Here is a 17,696-nt window from a genome sequence, read left to right on the forward strand (position 1 = left end):
GAGTGTGCCACCACAACCCCCCACCACGGCCGCGCCCCTGCCGTGACCGGGCCGACCGGCGCGTGCGTACGAGGCCCGGCTCCGGCCTTCGGCACGGGTGCGACCGTGCTCCGCCAAGGAGTTGATCCCATGTCGAGGCGCCGCCTCTCCGCAGTCCTGACCGCACTGGTCATCGCGGCCACCACCCCGCTGCTGTTACCTGCCCAGAGCGCGTCCGCCGCTCCCTGTTCGAGCTACCCGAGCTGGGTGGCCGGCAAGGCCTACCGCACCGGCGACATCGTCCGCTACACCGACGGCAAGGCGTACATCGCCGAGCACGACAACCCGGGGTACGACCCCACCATCAGCACCTGGTACTGGGAGCCGTACGCGTGTGACGGCGGCCCGGGGAACCCGTCCGGCTTCGTCGTCAGCGAGGCCCAGTTCAACCAGATGTTCCCGAACCGGAACTCCTTCTACACGTACAGCGGCCTCACGGCCGCGCTGAGCGCCTACCCGGCCTTCGCCACCACCGGCAGCGACACCGTCAGGAAGCAGGAGGCGGCGGCGTTCCTCGCCAACGTCAGCCACGAGACCGGCGGGCTGGTGCACATCGTCGAGCAGGACACGTCCAACTACCCGACCTACTGCGACTGGAGCAGACCGTACGGCTGCCCGGCCGGCCAGGCGGCCTACTACGGGCGCGGTCCCATCCAGCTCAGCTGGAACTTCAACTACAAGGCCGCGGGCGACGCTCTCGGCATCGATCTCCTGGGCAACCCGTGGCGGGTGCAGAACGACGCGGCCGTGGCATGGAAGACCGCCCTCTGGTACTGGAACACACAGACCGGCCCCGGCACCATGACCGGCCACAACGCCATGGTGAACGGCGCCGGTTTCGGCCAGACCATCCGGAGTATCAACGGCTCCATGGAGTGCGACGGCAAGAACCCCGCACAGGTGCAGAGCCGGGTGAACAACTACCAGCGGTTCGTCCAGGTCCTCGGCACTTCGGCGGGCGGCAACCTCTACTGCTGATGGCGCGCGGTGGCCCATGATGTCATGCACCTGACGCACCTCGCCTTGGCTGCCGACTCCGACGAAGGGCACCTCGATGCCAACCCCCCGCTCCGCCCTGCTCACCGCGACCGCCGCGCTCGCCGCGGCGGTCGTCGCCCCCGCACCCACCGCCTCCGCAGCGGTTCCGGCCGCCGGTGGCTACTACGTGCAGAGCGCCACCACCGGACTCAACGCCGCCGACAACGGGGGAGCGGTGGAGCAGCGCAGACCCAAGGGCAACGAGGACCGTCAGCAGTGGACGCTGCGGGCGAGCGGATCGTCGTACGTCCTGGAGAACACCGACACGGCGGGCAGCTGTCTGGGCCGCTCCGGCGACCAGGCGCGCACCGTCGCCTGTACGAGCGCCGACGCGGCCTGGGAGATCACGGAGCTCGGAGCCGACCGGTACCGGCTGAAGGTCCCCGGAGCCGAGCGCTTTCTCACCGTGGGCGCGAAGCCGTCCGGCGCCAACCACCCCGCCCGGCTGGCCGTCGGCTCGGCGAGCGGCCTCGCCGCCTGGTACCTCACCCCGGTCACCCCGGCGACCAGCCCCATGCCGCCCGCGAACGAGCGCACCCTGGACCAGGTCACGTTCCTGACCGCCCACAACGCCTACGCCAACGGTGTGGACGGCGGCTTCGCCCCGCCCTTCGTGAACCTGGTGCCCAACCAGTCGCGCGGAATCAACCAGCAACTGGCCGACGGCGTACGCGGGTTCATGCTGGACGCCCACCAGACCTCCGACGGCGCGATCCTCTGCCACAACAGCTGCACGCTCGTCAGCAACCCGGTCGCCCTGTGGGTCGACATCCAGCGCATCGTGGACTTCCTCAAGCGGAACCCGAACGAGTTCGTCACCGTGTTCCTGGAGGACTACGTCGACCCAGGCGTCCTGCGCAGTGAACTCGCCCGCGTCAGCGGCCTGTCGGATGTGCTGTACCGGCCCGACCAGACCGGCGTGCGGCAGAACGGCTGGCCCAGGCTGGCCGACCTGATCTCCGCGAACGACCGGCTGCTGATCTTCACCGACCACAGCCGCTCCGCCGACCAGTCCACCGGGCTCACCCGGGACACCTTCGGCGTGATGTACCAGCGCGAGTGGACGGTCGAGAACTACTGGTCCATGGGCTCCGGCCTCGGTACCTCCGACTGGTCCTGCTACAGCCGCTGGTACGACGCCGGCACCAACATCCCGCTCACCCGCACCGAGACGGGCTTCCGCCCCCTGTTCGTCATGAACCACTTCCGTGATGTCGGGATCACCTCCACGGCGTCCACGGACAACACCAAACTCGCGGACCGCGCCCAGCGGTTCTGCATGCCCGCCGCCCGCAAGAAGCCCAACTTCCTCGCGGTGGACCACTACAACCTGGGCAACGCGGCCTCGGCGGTGACCACCCTCAACACGTACACCTATCCGTGAACGCGGCCTCGCCGCCTGCTGACGGGCGCGTGGCGCGGCTCATCAACCGTGCACCGGCACGCCACGCGCCCGCGGCCGCACGGATGACGCCGGCCGGTCCTCGTGTGCCGACCGAAGTCCATCAGCCAGGGGGAAGCGCTCAGCGGATACGACCGCCTTCTGTGACCAGCCATTCGCCGGTTTCCAGTCGGACGGGCCGTCATCGATGCGATAGCACAGGTCGAATCGGATACCCAGTCCCGGCCAGGGGTGACGGACCGGGACGACGCGGAAGACGTCCTCCAGACCAGGGAACGTGATCCCCTCGGGCTCGGGAAACAGCAGCTCCAGCTCTGTGCGGGTCAGGTCGGTCCAGAGCGCGAACTGCCACTCCGTCCGCGACAGCCCCTGGTCGTGAACCAGCTCGAACCGGGGCTCACGGCCGACGACGAAGTCGCGGATGTCGCCGAGGAGCTCCTCCGATGTCGAGGGAAGGACGAACGGCCACTCCTCGCCGGTGGGATAGCGGTACATGGTGGATGCCGAGGCGAGTCCGCTGACAAGGTCCTGCCACTGCCCGGGTGGGGTGGCGCCGGCGGGCAGGTTCACGCCTGTGTGATTGACCCGCTCGACGTGCCCCGCGAGACGGCGGGTCAGGTCAGCCATCTCCACTTCTGCCTGCGAGGACGGCGTATCGGACGTATGACCGCTCCACACGCCGATGGAGTGGCCTGTGTCGAGGACGACTTCGGGCGCGGGTACGTCGGCCAGCCGAAACGTCGTCACCGGGCGGGCGCCGACGGGCTGTGGAGGAGCGAGGGTCAGGCGGTCGCCCACCCGGCCGGCCGTGCCCGCGGACTCGGTGAAGTCGGCGTACGCCACCTCGGTGAGCAGCGAGCGCAACGAACCGAGGAAGCTGTGTGATTCCGGTGTCGCCGGCAGGAGGAAGGTGATTTCGGACAGGCGATCCATGCGCTCGACCGTAGCCGAATTCACGGGCTCTGCCGTATGGAGCACGCTGCTCGCGGCGCTGTGCTCATCCCGGTACGCGGAGATCACCGATGCGCCCGGGCCTGCTGGGCAGGCCCGGGGAGCGGACGGCCCTCGGTGCCCTCAGACCCACTGCTCGGCGACCTCGTTCGACACGGAGAACCCGGTCGCGCAGTCGGGGCAGGTCGCCTTGCCGAACAGATGCCTCACCCCGGTAGCCACGTCGGGAAAGCCGGTATCCAGGGCCGCCTGGTGCATTCGGGCGGCAATGCCCGCCAGTTCCCCGGAGCCGGCGGGCAGCAAGTCGGTCCTGCCCGCCGCGTCCTGGCCGCCGCTCTTGCCGACGTAGTCACCGGCCGAGGTGAAGTACCCGTACTCGCCAAGAGCGATGAAGAGGTCCGAGGAGCAGGCCGGGCACGCGATCTGGTATTCCTCGTTCACCAGTCCCTCCAACGCCTCCGACCACACCGGGACCCCTTCGAAGGCGAGGAGCGACTGGAGCAGGTAGACGAACGTGCTCGCGCTGTCCTGCGGGCCGTTCAGCAAGGAGTGGGCCACGCCCCGCAGTTCGCCGATCTCGTTCGCGTACCGGGTTCGGCAGGCCTCGTCGGGGCTGGTGACGATCAGGCCGGCCATGAACACGGCCTCCACGGGTCCCCCGGGTGCCCGGGCGGCCGCGATGTCCGCCAGGACCGGCATGGCGGCCCAGCTCGCGCTGTAGACAGAGCCCTGGTGGCACAGCGCTGACCACAGCTCCTGCCACACCTGGTCGTCCTCGGTCCCGCCAAGCCGGGCGAAGAGACCGGGGATGTCCTCGGCGCTGCCGTACGCGTGCGTCAGCTCGCCCCAGTTGATCGTCCTCGTCATGGCACCGATTGTGCCGCCCAGCACTGACACTCGGCCCCTGGCCCCCAGATCGGCGGCCGCCAACCGGAGGCGCTCATGCCGAGCCCGCTCCTCAGCCGTCAGCACAGCAACCGCGCCTCGGCGTGCCCGGCCACCCCAGTCCCGTCAGCCGACACCTGCGCTGGGGACGGGAACGATAACCTGCACGCAGAAAGTGCCTTCCACGGGCGGCGACGATACTCCTGGACGAGGTCATCGTCCCAGCTCAGAAGGCACTTTCGCCATTCGTTCGGCATCCGGACCAACCATCCACCGAACAGCGAGGCCAGGGGGACTCGGCGTGATGACGCGACAGGGGGAGCCGCCTGAGGGCGGCGAGGCCGTACCGTTCCGGCAACACTTCATCGCACACATGGAGCGGGCTGCGGCCTGCAGCGGTGTGGACCTCAGATGGCACTCGGGACACTGGGTGGCGGAGTTACGTGCGGACGGGCGCAGATGCCATGTCGTCGGGTACAACTTCCCGATCAACGACGCGGCGTCGGCGATCATGGCCTCCGACAAGGTGGCCACGTCGGTGTTGCTGTCGGATGACGGCGTGCCGAACGTCCCACACAGCCTCTTGCGGTTGCGGCCGGACGAGTCCGTGGCGGAGGCGGCGGTCGGGCTGTCTGTGCCGGTTGTCCTCAAGCCGCTGAATGCAAGCGGAGGACGTGATGTGCACAGAGCACGGACACCGGTTGGACTGCTCGACGTTCTGAGTACGTTGACCTCGCGGTACTCGGCGCTGACGGTCTGTCCATGGGTGCCCATCCGTCATGAGTACCGGGTGGTCGTTCTCAACGGGCGGACCGAGCTCGCTTTCGAGAAGCGATGCACGAGGCCGGAACTCGGAACCGATCCTGTCGGCTGGGACGACTGCGTCGAGTGGCGGCACAACCTCAAATTCGGGGCATCCGCGGTCGTGCTGGACGAGCCGGAGCTGTGCGGCTCCCTCGGCGGGCTGGCGCGGCGGGCGATGGTTTCCCTGGGGTTGGTCTTCGGATCAGTCGACATCGTGGACGTCCATGGGGAACTGGCGGTGATCGAGGTCAACAGCGGGGTGTGCCTGGAGCGTTTCAGCAGGCAGGACAGTGCGTGCTATGCGGCTGCGGAGCGGGTGTACGAGGCCGCAGTCGAGGCGTGCTTCGCCCCTCGCCAGGGGCTGGACTGATGCGGCGACGGCGCATCGTACAGATGTGTGGTGTCCGGCGGTGGACGGCGTCGCTGCTCAATGCCGCCGCTCAGCCGCCGTCGAAGCCGCCCGAGCCCACGTTGGCGCTGTCTCCGCTGCCCCCCAGCCGGACACGCCCGGCGGCCCAGCCGCTTCGCGGAGGTGTGTCCTCACCTTGTCGGACACGAACGTCGCGGTGATCAGACCCGCTATGCAGGCCATCATGAGGGCCATCCCCGCGCGGTCGGCCAGCGGAGAGGCGCGGGTGGCCGCGGGCCCGCCGACTTGGGGCGGGGCAACCTCCCCGCTGCCATATCGTCCAGATTTCGAAATCGGGCGCCGGACGGTGTGACCTGACGACAACGACCGCCGAACCCGAGCCCGCAGGCCAGTCATCATGACGGCGAGCCGGTGCTGAGCGCCTGGTGGGCCGAGCGACGCAGGCATGCCCTTCACAGGGTGAGGGCCCCCACCTGAGGCGGCGGCCCTCACCCTGCACGACGTACTCAGAAAAGACGTGCTCAGAGAACCCGCACCGCACCCGTCGCCGGGTAGCCGGAGAGGTCCTGGATGACGACGCCCTTGGAGGGGTTGGCCGCGTCGAGGTACTGGCCCTGCCCGATGTAGACGCCCGTGTGGTAGGCGGACCCCTTCGCGCCCCAGTAGAGGATGTCGCCGACCTGCAGGTTGGAGAGCGAGACCTCCGTGCCGACGGTCGACTGGTCCTGCGAGACCCTGGGAAGGTCGACGCCGGCCTGTCTGAACGTGGCCTGGACGAGGCCGGAGCAGTCCCACGCGTTGGGGCCCGTGGCGCCCATGACGTAGGCGTCGCCCACCTGCGCCTCGAGGAAGCTGATGACCGTCGCGACGCTGCCGCCGGCAGGGGCCGGGGCCGTCGAGGCCGAGGTGAGGGTGGTCCGCCCGGCCGAGCCCGTGGCAGGCTCGGCAGCCGCCTTCCGCGAAGCCTCGGCCTTCTTCTTGGCCTCCGCCTTCGCTTCCTTGAGGTCCGCCGCAGCATGCTTGGCAGCCTGGGCGGCCGCCGCGTCACGCTCGGCCTGGAGCTCGTACTTCGTGGCCGCCTGCTGGGTGGCGTCCGCGGACTGTGTGCTGAGTATCGTCGACACGGACCCGGGCCAATGGGCCGCCACGATTCCCCGGTGGGCGTCTCTCACGCCCGTCGCGGCGTCGCGAGGATGATCGACGCCGTCGGCCTGGGCAGGGGACACCCCCGACACGCCCAGGGTGAGGACCGCGGCCGGCAGGGCCAGAGAGTGCCATCGCATGTTGTTCTCCTTCGGGGCAGGCTGCACTGGGAGCGCCGGCGGACACCGGCCGCTCCCTGTCCGTACACCCCGTACGAGCCCGGACAGGCCGGGTGCATTACGGCATTCCGAAGGATCTTTTGTGCTCTCCATCACGATCAGGCGAGCAGGGGAGGAACCGGCCTTCGAGCAGCGAGGACCACCCCTTGCTGAGCGTCCCCGTGTGCGACATCCCCGACCGGGTCATCGACGCCGGCACCCTCAAGGCGCTGGCCGACTTCCTCACCGCGTACCCTGCCGTTGACCAGCACGAGAGCTACGTGACCACCCGCGCCCTCAGCCTCGCACCAAAGGCGCCACCCGACTTCACCCGCTGCGACCAAGGCGAACCGCGCGGTGCACGGGCCGCAGTGACCTCATTGATCACATGCATCACCAGACGTTCTTCCCGGGCGGCTTCACGGGCCATCTCGTACTCGGTAAGGGGGCGGTCGTACGTTCCGAGAGATGGTCACCGGCTCGGTTGTCGCTCCAGAACGTGGGTGCCCGGGGCGCAGCTCTCCCTCAGCTCGTCGAGTTGAGCGGCCGGCAGTCTCCGGGCGGAGCCCCGTCGGCTGTGGTCGAGTAGTGCGGATGCGGTGAGCAGCCACTGCGGGAGGGGGCCGACGCCGATGAACTCGGCCAGGCGGGTCAGCTCTTCGCTGGGATGGTCGAGGAGGTCCTCGTAGGAAAGTGTGGTGCGCTGGTCCGCGGGGAGTTGGCTGAGGAACTCCGTGCCTTCGATGACCAGTTCGGACCACAGCGTGCCGAACGTCCGCAGGGGGAGGTGCCGGTCGCGCACGAGGGCGGCATCGAAGCGCTCCTCGAGCAGCGGTGACAGATCCGCAGGCAGCGAGCGCACGTGCTCGGCGGTCAGGTCGGCGAGACTGCCGACGTCGGCTCGTGCCTTGATCTCGCGCAGCAGAGAGATCGTGCGGTATCCGGGATGACGGCTCATGGACAGGGCGCAGTCCGGCCCGTCTCTGAACATGTGCACGAACCTCGCGTGCGGGAAAGCGGCCCGTAGCCCTGGTGCCCAGCCTGTCGAGTAACCGGAGCGCTCCACGACGGCGGTACGCCGGAACCGCGCGCAGAGCAGACCGAACAGTGCTCGGTGGTGCTCGGCGGCAGCGCGCTCCGGCCACCGGACCACCGCTGCACGGAGCTCGTCGAGGAGTCCGTCCGGGTCGTCGGTGAGGTGAGGCAACACCATCAGGGAGAGCGCCGGAATACCGGTGGTCTCCGCCGCGTACCTCCCGGGGCGGCGCGTGTAGAGGAACTCCGGCAGCGGCAGCCCGCTACGGATCATCCGCTCGAAGTGCGGGGCGGGCCGGAAGAGCAACTGCCAGAAGGCCTCACCGGTCACCTTCCCTGCGGGGAAGGCGACGTCGCCCACGGAGGCCATGAACTCGTTGAGGCTCAGTACGTCCGGGTGGGCGTTGAGGATGCGTGACAGCGCAGTGGAGCCGCTACGCCCCGTACCGATGACAAAGGTCAAGGAACGCACAGTCACCCTCCGCAGCTCCGCGACACTCAGGACCAAGCCCCAGCTACCGCAGCACTATCCATGACCGCAACGTCTCCAAACCAGCTGTCGTACGACGTGAGCGGAGCTGTCTCGCGGTCGCCGCCCCGGCCGGCGCCGCCACGCAGCCCGCCATCGGGACCGCGTACGACGTGTACGGCTTCGGCGGCCGCTCCGGCACCCTGTACGCCAACCAGGGCTGCACGGACATCCCGGACATCGCCGCCGCACGCTCGGCCAGCAACAACGCGACCTCCGGCCAGATCATCACCTTCTACTTCGACTACGACTGCCAGGACGTGGCGACCTGGCTGAACCCCGGCGAGACCGACGACGGCCGGCTGATGGCCTACCTGGGCCCCATCACGTACACGTCCAGGCCGGTATAACGCCACGGACGACGAACCCCGGAGCGTGTTCCCGTTGGACTGGTCCCGCGGACAATCCCTCAGTCAGGGGCGTGGGCCGGTCGGAGGCGGCTGTGCTCGGTGGGCCCGCTCCCGGTGTCCCGCGCGGCTTGCGCTGGTCTTGGACCCGTGCCACCAAGGCACGGTTGTCCGACGCCGACGCCGACGCCGAACGCGGTCATGGGCGTGTGCCAGCGGGCCGTTCGGCTCTACCGGCAGTCGGCGATTGCGGCTAGTGTCCGGTTCGTGACCGCAGCCGGTCAGGTGTGGGAGGTTGCCATGTCGGTCGAGCACCGGACGAAAACACCCTGGCTCCCGCCGCGCTGGTTCATCCGTCTGGCCTGGTCGGTGCACCGGGGCGTGTACCGGGTCTTTGGCGGCCGGATCGGGCTGTGGCGACCACGCGACGGCAAGTGGGGCGCGCTGCGGCTGACCACCACCGGGCGCCGCACCGGCAGGCAGCGCAGCGTCGTCATCGCGTATGTCGAGGACGGTCCGAACCTGGTCTCGCTGGCGATGAACGGGTGGGGTGAAGGTGAGCCGGCCTGGTGGCTCAATCTGCAGACTCACCCGGACGCAACCGTCGATCTGGTCGAAGGGCGGCGGCTGGTACGAGGCCACGCCGCAACAGGCGACGAGCGGTTGCGGCTCTGGGCCCGCTGGCGCGAGATCGACACGAACCTCGACGCCTACGCGGCGCTGCGGACATCCGAGACCGCGGTGGTGGTCCTGGAGCCCATACCCGGCGCGCCGAACACGATGCCAGGTACCTGAACGGCTGACGCCCCCACGACTGCCGCTTCAAGGAGTGCCGACAGCTCGGCGAACCAGGTCACGGACAACCGCAAGCGCATCGGACCAGATCGCCTGAGACAGGGACCAGATCTCTGGAGATCGGGACAACACCATTGGCGGGGTTCGCCGAGACCGGATGTCCCGTCCAGTCGAACCCTGACCGATCTCACCGCGACAGCGACAGGCGCTCAGTCCTTCACCACGTCGTAGACGAGGTGTGTCACGCGGTCTCCACGGATGACCTGCGAAGGGTTGTCGAGCAGGATCGGATCGGCCGGCGCACCCGTCGCGAAGAACCGGCGGCCCGAGCCGAATACGACGGGGACGAGATTGACGACGACCTGGTCGATGAGGCCAAGCCGCAGGGCCTGTCCACCGATCTCGCCGCCGGCCACGTCCACGACCCGGTTGCCGGCGTAACGCTGGGCGGCGTCGATGCCCGCCTCGACGCTGTCGACGAATGTGAACGGCGCTGTGTCGGCATGCTCCCAGTCGGTCGGCGGTTCGTGGGTGACCACGAAGACGTGCTCGCCTGCGGCGGGCTTGCCGTTCCAGCCGTTCGTCAGGTCAAACACCCGCCGGCCGATGACGACGCAGGCAACGTCACGATAGTGCGCGCGCATGAAGTCGGCCGAAGCCCGTGTGGTCCGGAACTCATCGTCACCGCCGGGAAAGGTCCAGCTGACGTCTCCGTTGCCGCACCAGTCGAAAAGTGGCCCGACCCCGTCGTGGTCGTCGGCCATGAAGCCGTCCAGCGATACCACTGCACCCATGATTGCCTTGCCCATTTCGGCTCTCCTTGCCCAACCGGACACGTCCTACCCAGGACTGACCCCGCAGCCTCCCAGGAATCATCGGCCCACCCGCCACCCACACCAGGTTTTGATGAGATCGCATCACGTTGCGCGGGAGCCGTTCGGCCTTGCCCTGTCGGACCGACGACTCGAACAGCATCAGGGGAGTGCACGGCTTCTCGACGAGTCCTCCACGAGTTGGCCGCAAACGGTGTGGTGGTACCCGAACATCAGTACTTGTGCCGTGCGTTGGCTCTGTGCTGCCCAGGGGGCTGCGAGCGTCAGCGATCCATTGCTCGTTCAGCAAGGGCTCTCAGCCGACGTCGAAGACATTCGGCAGTCGCAGGAGGTAGCGGGTGCGATCGTGGCGCTTGAGTGCCTCCAACTCGGGGGCCCGGTACAAAGGGGTCACGGTGCACCGCTCGGCGGTCGAGCCGATCTGTTCCAGCAGGGCGTTGACGGCCTGCCGGGCCGAGGAGTTGGCACCCTCCATGGTGGCGAGATCGATGGGCACGGCCACGTAGTCGCCGGCCAGGAAGAGGTTGGGGATCTTCGTGGCCGAGCGCGGGCGGTGGTGGAAGGTCCCCACCGGATGGATGAGCAGCTGTTCCTCGTTGACAGGGTGTGGGGTGCCGAGTCCGTCCACGGCCGGATCGAGGAACCAGGAGTGCAGCACGGAGTCCTTGAGGACCGTACGGCCGCTGTCGTTGAGCGCCGCCTTCAGCTGTGCCCACACCTCTCGGGCGACTTCGGTACGGGTGCATTGCTTGGCGGCCTTGCCGTACAGGATGCCCGGACGGTCCCATTCGGAGACGTCCACGGACAGACAGTCCGCGACCGTGCCGTCGCCGAAGTCGGCGGGGAAGTCGTGGCCCGGCCAGTGCTGGGCCTGGGCGATCGCGGTCAGCGACCAGGGGGAGTCGATGAGGTCGAGGTGGCCGTGCAGGATCGGCGTAGGTTCGGTCAGATAGAACTGTATGCCGGTCATCCAGTCCGTCTCCAGCCGGTCGCACTCGGCCAGTTGGGGGTCGGCGGCGCGTACGGCGGAGTTCCATGTGCGGCGGGCGTGCTCGACCGGCATCGCCGAAACGTAGTGGTCGGCGGTGACGGTCCGGCTCGCGCCTCCGGGGTCCTCCACGACAGCCCCGGCGATCACACCCGCGCCCAGGGTCAGGTCCCGTACGGTCCAGCCGACGCGGAACTCGACCCCGAGTGACCTCAGATACGTCACCCAGGGGTCGATCCAGGCCTCGTTGGTGGGCGCGTTCAGGATCCGGTCCAGTGGGCCGTCCGCGCCCCGCCCGAGGAGGTTGAAGGCGAAGGCCTCCAGCAGGGTGGCGACCGTACGGGTGCTTGCCTCCTCCGCCTTGGTGGCCACGATGTTGCGGGTGATGCCGACGGCGAGGATCCGCTGGTAGTCGTAGGACATCCGTCCGGCCCGTACGAACTCCCACCACGGCGTCCGCTCCCATACGTCGTCGCGGCGCTCGTCGCAGCTGGTGAGGAAGACCAGAAAGCGGTTGGCGAAGTAGAGGGCCTCGTGGAGGGGGAGGTTGAAGGCCGTGTCCAGAACCGAGGTGAGGGCGCGGCGGATCTCGTCGGGGGTGAGTTCGGCCGGGGTGTTGCCGGGCCAGGGCAGCGGGATCCGGATGTCCTCGCGGCCGCCCGACCGGGCGAACAGCATCTCCTTCGGGGCGACGAGGTTGTCGTGGACACCGTTGGGGTTGCCGGGGAACGGGATGCGCCGCATGGTGTCGGGCAGGTTGTGGTAGATGCCGGGGATGAAGCGGAAGCCGTGCTCCCCTGGCAGGGGGCGGCGGCCGCCCGTGGCGCTGCCCGGTACGTCCATGCTGCGGGCCTTGCCGCCCAGCGCCTTGCGTTCGTAGACCGTGACCCGGAAGCCGCGCTCGGCGAGTTCGTGCGCGGCCGTGAGCCCGGCGACGCCCCCGCCCAGTACGGCCACGGTCTGCGCTGGGGCGCCGTTCTCGGCCGAAGCCCTCTGGGGGGTTCCGAGGGCGACCCCGCCGCCGGCGGCGGCCGCGGCAGTGCCCAGGAATTCTCTGCGCGTGGTGCCGCTCATCGCCACCCCTTACCGTCGGTAACATCGGCGCACGAGGATAGGGGTGAGGCAACGATCCCGGAAGACGGCCGGCGTAACTTTGGCTTGATGCCGCATCACTCGGCGGCGCGGCGGGACGCAGCAGCCGCCCGGTGAGCAGCGCGGTCAGGAAGCGGTTGATGTCGCGGAGTGTGGTGATCAGATCCCCCGAGGCGTCGGCCGCGGCCCCGTGGAACGGCCTGGTGTCGCTCCACGGGACGCCGCCTCCGTTCGTTCTTCGTGAACCGGTGGTGGCCGCGCGTGCGGGGCGGGCAGCGCTGCCCGCCCGGTAGCGGTCCCCGGGCTGATCGGGCGGCTGGTGTGCAGGCCGGCTGTGCCACTGCGGGCGGTGCCGCTGCGGGCGGTGGCGCTTCGGGACGGGGTGTCCAGCAGGGCGGTGACGGTCTCCCCGACCGCTCCGGACCGGTGGATCGCCCCGGTGCCCCGTTGCAACGGGGGTGCCCGCGGGTATGCCACGGCGCCGCCGTGCCGCCAGGACGGCGGCGAGCCCGCAGGCTGCGGCCGGCGTGGCAGGGCGCCGCGTGCTGGGGCCGTGTCACCCGACACCGGCCTACAGGGCGCGGTCCACGAGCCCGCGGACGGCCCGCTCGTCGCCGCCGGTACCGTTGGCGACGACGACCGAGCGGCCCCCGTCTGCGGTGAAGCCGGTGCGCACCGTGAACCCCTCCAGGTCCCCTCCGTGGCCCCAGGTATGGCCGCCGCAGGTCAGCGGCTGCCGCATCGCCGTGGGCACGGTCCAGCGCATCTCCGCGAGCTGGGTGGGAGGCAGCAGGCGCCCGCCGGGCAGGGCGGTGAAAAAGCGGTCCACGTCGCGCTCGGTGTGACCGAGCCGGGGAACAGATGGTAGGTGTGCGCGTGCGGCGGCTTCAGCGGCGGCCATATCGGTCAAGTCCAAGGGCAGCGGCAGGGTCATCTCGCCGTGTGCCCGTGTGCGGTGAGGCTCCGGCAGGACATCGTTATCGCGGCCGGCCACCGCGGACAGCTTGGCCGAACTGCCCGCGCCGCCGCATCGATGGTCGTACGAGCGGTGCGCGGGCGGGCCGGTGACGCTCAGGGGGTGTTCACCAGGTCACAGGAAGCTCGGTCACACCACCGGTGAGGGTGGTGCGCACCTCGAGTTCGTCGAGTTCCTTGGCGAGCCGGAGATCGGGCAGGCGGCGGGCCAGGGTGGCGAACACGACGCGCAGCTCGACGCGGGCCAGGCTTGCTCCGATGCAGAAGTGGGCGCCGTGGCCGAATCCGAGATGGGTGCGTTCCGGGCGGTCGGGGTTGAAGGTCTCGGCGTCGGTGTAGACGGATGTGTCGCGGTTGGCGGCGTTGACCGAGAGGATGACGGCGTCGCCGCGGCGGATGGTGACGCCGGCGACGTCGAGGTCGGTGTGGGCGTACCGCAGCAGACCGAGATCGCCGGGCGCTCCCATGCGCATGATCTCCTCGACGGTGGCGTTGACCCGGCCGACGGGGTCGGCGGTCAGCGCCTGCCACTGGTCGGGCCGGGTGAGCAGGAAGAGCGTGCCCAGGCCGATGCGGTTGACCGTGGTCTCGTGCCCGGCGAACAGCAGTCCGACACAGAGCCGGATCATTTCGGCGTAGTCGTAGTCCGGGTCGGCGCTCTGGGCGCGGACGATGTCGGAGATCACGTCCTCCCCGGGCTGCGCGCGTGTGGTCTCGGCGAGGCCGGTCATGTAGTGGCTGAACTCGTCCCGCGCCCGGTGGGCCTCGTCCCCGATGGCGTAGTTGGCCATGCGTTCCGACAGCGAGGCGAAGTACTCGTGGTCGTTCTCGGGCACCCCGAGCAGCCGGCAGATGACCGCGACGGGCAGCGGGAAGGCGAGACCGGCGTGCAGGTCGACGACGCCGTCGGGTGCGGCGGCGTGCTCGACGAGAAGCCGGTCGATGCAGTCGTCGACCAGGTGTTGTACGTGGTCGGAGAGCATCTGCATCCGCTTGGCCGAGAACGCCGGGGTCAGCAGCCGGCGCATCCGGGTGTGGTCGGCCTCCTCGGTGTCGTAGTCGCCCGCGGGCCCGTCCAGTACCGCGGCGCTGGTGATGCGGGACGCCCGCTCCGGCTCGGGATGGGAGCGGCCAAGCCGCTTGTCGCCGAGCAGGTTCCGGACTTCCTGAAAGCGGGTGACCAGCCAGGCGGGATCTCCGGCCGGGGTGGTGACCGGCGTGACGGGTGCCTCCCGGCGCAGCACCTCGTAGAACGGGGCGAGATCGAGGACGTTCGGACGGGTGAAGGGCAGCTGGGGACGCTCGGCGGCAACGCTCATGGCTCTCCTCCGGTGATCTTTCCGGTGGCTCGACCGTAGCACTTTATTGTCAGTCACTGCCAATAAAGTTTGCGCCAATCGGCCCGTACCGACAGGGGTGCTTAAGATCGCCCGATGGAGGACTTCAGAGTGGGCGGCGGCCGTGCACCCCGCCGGGGACGGCCGCCGGTGAGCGACGAGCAACGTGAGCGGCAGCGCCTTGACATCTCCCGCCACGCGGTCCGGCTCTTCGCCGAACAGGGCGTGGCCGCCACCTCCGGCGAACAGATCGCACGGGCGGCCGGAGTCTCCGAACGCACGCTGTGGCGCTACTTCAGCACCAAGGAAAGCTGCGTGGAGCCACTGCTCACGAAGACGATCGACGCCTTCCGGGCGGTCCTGCACGCCTGGCCGGCGGGCATAGACCTGACAGAGCACCTGCGAGCGGCCTACCGCCCCGTCCTCGAATCGTCGTCCAGCGCGGACATCGAGGCAGTTCATACCGTGGTCCGGCTGACCCGTGACGAACCCGCGCTTCGTGCCGCCTACCTCATGCTCCGGGAGCGCGCGGAGGACACGTTCGCCGAAGTGCTCGCCGAACGCATGGGTATGCGGGCCGACGCATTCGAGGTCCGCGCGCAGGCCGCCGCTGTGAACGCCGTACTCAAAGTGGCGGCCGACCGCCTCGCCCACGACACGGCCGAAACCGGCATCACCCCCGAAGTCCTGCACCGGCACCGCGAACAACTCGCCAACGCGCTCAGCCTCGTCACCCGGGGGCTCTCGGACGGTCGGGGCAACTGACACAGGGCCGGCGGCAGTGCGCGGGGGCGGGTGAGGTCAGGCCGCAGCGCGCCTCGCGAGGGCTGCTTCCGTGACGCCACCGCGAACGGTTCCCGGACGGGAGCACGGAATCAGACGAAGGCCGTGTTCACGTAACCCGGAATCTCCGAGCGACTGATCACGTCCGGGGCATCGTCCGAAGTCAGATGTATTGGCGATCGAGGTAAGGCGTCGTGGGCGTTCAGGCGTGGACCAGGTCCAGCGCCTTCTTCAGGTTGTACTCGGCGATGCTCGCCATGAACGCCCGGTTGGGGAAGTCCCCGTCGAGCAGCCGCAGTGGACCCGCCGTCAGTGAGAGCCGCTGCGCGAGCATGTAGAGCGCAAGCCGGTCCTCGTCCAGTCCGTCCACCTCCAGTGGCCGGTAGGCGTCGTGCAGGCGGATCCGCAGAAAGACGTGCTCCCATTCGACGTCGAAGTACATCAAGCCTTCGAGATCGATCGCCACGGGGTTCTTGTCCGCGTCCACCAGCACATGGTCGGGCCCCAGTTCGCGGTGCACGACCGCGTACTCCGTGCGTGGCCGCACCGCCGCCGCCAGCCCCAGCAACCGCTCCTCCAGCCGATCACGAGCCGCCGCGATCCGCGGATCACGCGACGCCGCCTCGGCGAGATCCCGCAGCGCACGGTCCAGGACGACCCCCTCGCACGACGTCCCGCGCGACGTGCCTCCTCCGTCGACCACGGCCACCTTGCCATACGTGGACGCCCGATAACCTCGCATCGCCTCCAGGGCCTCCCCGAGCCGGGCCATGACCGGGGCAGCCGCACTCGGGTCGCGGGCGAGCAGTTCCTCCAGGTTCTCGCCCGGGAGGTCCTCAACGATCGCGAGGCCGGCAGGGTGGTGGGCGCCGTCGCGGTCGACGAGGCGGATCGCCGGGACGCGGAGGCCCAGCGCGTCCAGCCGTGCGTGCGCGGCCTCGAACAGGTCCAGCCCGAGACCGGGCGAGAACGGGTCGGTGAGGTCGTCGTCGCCCTCGGCCGCCGGCCAGTAGTTCTCGGCCGCGTCCCACAGGTAGGCGATCGCCGTCGTGGCGTCGTCCATCACCAGGCGGTACACGCCCTTCTTGCTGCCGCCCGCAACCCGCTCAACCGCCTCCAGCCGCCGCCCGCCGCCCAGCGCGGCCCGCGCCGCACCCGCCAACTGCTCCCGCGCCACTGCCCTGGGTGCCACGTTCCGAACCGCCTCTCCGTCACGACAACCCGCGCACCCTACGGGTGTATCGAGGCGGAGGCGATTGGTTTGTTCCGCATCCGAGGACATGCCGGCCCGAGTCCACCGCGGGGCCCGGAAACTCCGAGCGCACCCGCCCTTAGGCTCGAAGGCAACGGTGGTCGTGACGCCAAGCGAACAGCTCGTTGGGCCGGTATGGGCGGGGAGACCGAGCGAGTGCGGGCGAAGCTCGCACGGGCGTGCGGACTGTGGGGTCACGGCCTGGATTGTCGCGTGAGCCCGCCCTGTCAGGGGGTTCAGCGCAGCGCCGCTGCCACCAGCCCGCGGATTTCCCCGTCGGACACGCTCCCGCCGTTCACCAGGCGGTCGAAGACCAGCCCGTCCACGCACGTCAGCAAGGTGATGGTACGGGCGTCGGCGTCCACGAGCCCTTGTGCGGTCAGGAAGTCGTGTACGACCTGTCGCCCGGCGTTGTCCCGCGGCACAAGGATCTCCTGCAGCTCGGGGTGATGGACGCTCTCGATGGCGCACGCGTAGCGCGCGAGGGACCGCCGTCGCCCCTCTCCCGTGAGTCGCCGTCGGACGAAGGCGGCGATCCCGGCAACCAGTTCCTCCGGGCTCTGCGGTACCGGTGTCCGGCTCCCGATCCCCTGGAGTTCTGCCTGATCAAGGGCGACCAGGCGCCGGACCAGTGCGGTGAGCAGAGCCTGGCGGGTGCGGTAGTAGGCGGAGGTGGTGCCGGGCGGCATGCCCGCGGCCCGGTCCACTGCACGGTGGGTCAGTCCTCGAATCCCGGCCTCGGCGAGCACGCCGATGGCCGTGTCGGCAAGGACGGTACGTCGATCGTCGGGCACCCCCTATTTCTACACCTGTAGAGGCCGGGCGTACGGATGCGGATACGGATACCCTTCTTCTACATCTGTAGAAAGTGCGGCAGTGCGGCAGGGGAGGGGCTGGTATGAGCGGCAGTGCGGTGGTGGTCGGTGGAGGCCGCGGCGCG

General features: G+C 69.4%; 16 protein-coding genes. 6 read left to right on the forward strand and 10 right to left on the reverse strand.

The window, feature by feature from the left end; all coding sequences use genetic code 11:
* Positions 1 to 129 precede the first annotated feature (129 nt).
* Together FNH04_RS08565 and FNH04_RS08570 are read left to right on the forward strand one after the other, a co-directional pair.
* Positions 130 to 1,017 carry a glycoside hydrolase family 19 protein gene (locus tag FNH04_RS08565; protein ID WP_152781971.1) on the forward strand — a complete coding sequence of 296 codons (888 nt, stop codon included), beginning with the start codon at positions 130 to 132 and terminating at the stop codon, positions 1,015 to 1,017.
* A 76-nt stretch (positions 1,018 to 1,093) separates the two neighbouring features.
* Complete coding sequence (locus FNH04_RS08570) at positions 1,094 to 2,461, forward strand: RICIN domain-containing protein (RefSeq protein ID WP_152781972.1); 1,368 nt, start codon at positions 1,094 to 1,096, stop codon at positions 2,459 to 2,461.
* A 42-nt stretch (positions 2,462 to 2,503) separates the two neighbouring features.
* Here FNH04_RS08570 and FNH04_RS08575 read toward each other — a convergent pair whose 3' ends face one another.
* A complete protein-coding gene (locus FNH04_RS08575) occupies positions 2,504 to 3,412 on the reverse strand; it encodes a hypothetical protein (protein ID WP_228031229.1) in 909 nt (302 codons plus the stop codon).
* Positions 3,413 to 3,553: 141 nt separating this feature from the next.
* Positions 3,554 to 4,297, reverse strand: coding sequence for a hypothetical protein (locus tag FNH04_RS08580; RefSeq protein ID WP_152781974.1), 744 nt, complete (start codon positions 4,295 to 4,297; stop codon positions 3,554 to 3,556).
* 529 nt (positions 4,298 to 4,826) lie between these two features.
* On the opposite strand from FNH04_RS08580, the gene FNH04_RS08585 reads away from it, so the two are divergent.
* Positions 4,827 to 5,489 (forward strand): ATP-grasp domain-containing protein, encoded by a 663-nt coding sequence (locus FNH04_RS08585; protein WP_152781976.1) that lies wholly within the window; start codon positions 4,827 to 4,829, stop codon positions 5,487 to 5,489.
* Positions 5,490 to 6,010: 521 nt separating this feature from the next.
* Here the strand turns inward: FNH04_RS08585 and FNH04_RS08590 are convergent.
* Both FNH04_RS08590 and FNH04_RS08600 read right to left on the reverse strand, forming a co-directional pair.
* Positions 6,011 to 6,772 carry a C40 family peptidase gene (locus FNH04_RS08590; protein ID WP_152781979.1) on the reverse strand — a complete coding sequence of 254 codons (762 nt, stop codon included), beginning with the start codon at positions 6,770 to 6,772 and terminating at the stop codon, positions 6,011 to 6,013.
* 490 nt (positions 6,773 to 7,262) lie between these two features.
* Positions 7,263 to 8,297, reverse strand: coding sequence for a sulfotransferase family protein (locus FNH04_RS08600; RefSeq protein WP_322722767.1), 1,035 nt, complete (start codon positions 8,295 to 8,297; stop codon positions 7,263 to 7,265).
* Positions 8,298 to 8,467: 170 nt separating this feature from the next.
* Between FNH04_RS08600 and FNH04_RS08605 the strand changes: the two genes are divergently transcribed.
* Together FNH04_RS08605 and FNH04_RS08610 are read left to right on the forward strand one after the other, a co-directional pair.
* Positions 8,468 to 8,704, forward strand: coding sequence for a hypothetical protein (locus tag FNH04_RS08605; protein ID WP_152781981.1), 237 nt, complete (start codon positions 8,468 to 8,470; stop codon positions 8,702 to 8,704).
* 264 nt (positions 8,705 to 8,968) lie between these two features.
* The gene (locus FNH04_RS08610; protein WP_322722765.1) at positions 8,969 to 9,496 is read left to right on the forward strand and encodes a nitroreductase/quinone reductase family protein; all 528 of its coding nucleotides are present in this window, start codon (positions 8,969 to 8,971) and stop codon (positions 9,494 to 9,496) included.
* Between the two features lie 209 nt (positions 9,497 to 9,705).
* Here FNH04_RS08610 and FNH04_RS08615 read toward each other — a convergent pair whose 3' ends face one another.
* The 4 genes from FNH04_RS08615 to FNH04_RS08630 all read right to left on the reverse strand — a co-directional run bounded on the left by FNH04_RS08615 (position 9,706) and on the right by FNH04_RS08630 (position 14,703).
* Positions 9,706 to 10,305 carry a dihydrofolate reductase family protein gene (locus FNH04_RS08615; protein ID WP_152781983.1) on the reverse strand — a complete coding sequence of 200 codons (600 nt, stop codon included), beginning with the start codon at positions 10,303 to 10,305 and terminating at the stop codon, positions 9,706 to 9,708.
* A gap of 319 nt (positions 10,306 to 10,624) precedes the next feature.
* Positions 10,625 to 12,391, reverse strand: a complete 1,767-nt coding sequence (locus FNH04_RS08620; protein WP_152781985.1) for a hydroxysqualene dehydroxylase — start codon at positions 12,389 to 12,391, stop codon at positions 10,625 to 10,627.
* A 589-nt stretch (positions 12,392 to 12,980) separates the two neighbouring features.
* Positions 12,981 to 13,238, reverse strand: a complete 258-nt coding sequence (locus tag FNH04_RS08625; protein ID WP_386574413.1) for a serine hydrolase domain-containing protein — start codon at positions 13,236 to 13,238, stop codon at positions 12,981 to 12,983.
* 253 nt (positions 13,239 to 13,491) lie between these two features.
* Positions 13,492 to 14,703 carry a cytochrome P450 gene (locus FNH04_RS08630; protein ID WP_152781987.1) on the reverse strand — a complete coding sequence of 404 codons (1,212 nt, stop codon included), beginning with the start codon at positions 14,701 to 14,703 and terminating at the stop codon, positions 13,492 to 13,494.
* A 114-nt stretch (positions 14,704 to 14,817) separates the two neighbouring features.
* Between FNH04_RS08630 and FNH04_RS08635 the strand changes: the two genes are divergently transcribed.
* Positions 14,818 to 15,486, forward strand: a complete 669-nt coding sequence (locus FNH04_RS08635) for a TetR/AcrR family transcriptional regulator (protein WP_152781989.1) — start codon at positions 14,818 to 14,820, stop codon at positions 15,484 to 15,486.
* 220 nt (positions 15,487 to 15,706) lie between these two features.
* Here the strand turns inward: FNH04_RS08635 and FNH04_RS08640 are convergent, their stop codons facing one another.
* Together FNH04_RS08640 and FNH04_RS08645 are read right to left on the reverse strand one after the other, a co-directional pair.
* Entirely contained in the window at positions 15,707 to 16,681 is a 975-nt protein-coding gene (locus FNH04_RS08640; protein WP_322722768.1) for a phosphotransferase family protein, read from the reverse strand.
* A gap of 311 nt (positions 16,682 to 16,992) precedes the next feature.
* Entirely contained in the window at positions 16,993 to 17,550 is a 558-nt protein-coding gene (locus FNH04_RS08645; protein WP_322722766.1) for a TetR/AcrR family transcriptional regulator, read from the reverse strand.
* Positions 17,551 to 17,696 lie beyond the last annotated feature (146 nt).

The organism is Streptomyces phyllanthi, assembly GCF_009377205.1.
GTDB classification, from domain to species: Bacteria; Actinomycetota; Actinomycetes; order Streptomycetales; family Streptomycetaceae; genus Streptomyces; species Streptomyces phyllanthi.

Coding starts and splice junctions, on each gene's coding strand:
- FNH04_RS08565 (WP_152781971.1), top strand. CDS start 130: ATGTCGAGGCGCCGCCTCTCCGCAGTCCTGACCGCACTGGTCATCGCG.
- FNH04_RS08570 (WP_152781972.1), top strand. CDS start 1,094: ATGCCAACCCCCCGCTCCGCCCTGCTCACCGCGACCGCCGCGCTCGCC.
- FNH04_RS08575 (WP_228031229.1), bottom strand. CDS start 3,412: ATGGATCGCCTGTCCGAAATCACCTTCCTCCTGCCGGCGACACCGGAA.
- FNH04_RS08580 (WP_152781974.1), bottom strand. CDS start 4,297: ATGACGAGGACGATCAACTGGGGCGAGCTGACGCACGCGTACGGCAGC.
- FNH04_RS08585 (WP_152781976.1), top strand. CDS start 4,827: ATGGCCTCCGACAAGGTGGCCACGTCGGTGTTGCTGTCGGATGACGGC.
- FNH04_RS08590 (WP_152781979.1), bottom strand. CDS start 6,772: ATGCGATGGCACTCTCTGGCCCTGCCGGCCGCGGTCCTCACCCTGGGC.
- FNH04_RS08615 (WP_152781983.1), bottom strand. CDS start 10,305: ATGGGCAAGGCAATCATGGGTGCAGTGGTATCGCTGGACGGCTTCATG.
- FNH04_RS08620 (WP_152781985.1), bottom strand. CDS start 12,391: ATGAGCGGCACCACGCGCAGAGAATTCCTGGGCACTGCCGCGGCCGCC.
- FNH04_RS08630 (WP_152781987.1), bottom strand. CDS start 14,703: ATGAGCGTTGCCGCCGAGCGTCCCCAGCTGCCCTTCACCCGTCCGAAC.
- FNH04_RS08635 (WP_152781989.1), top strand. CDS start 14,818: ATGGAGGACTTCAGAGTGGGCGGCGGCCGTGCACCCCGCCGGGGACGG.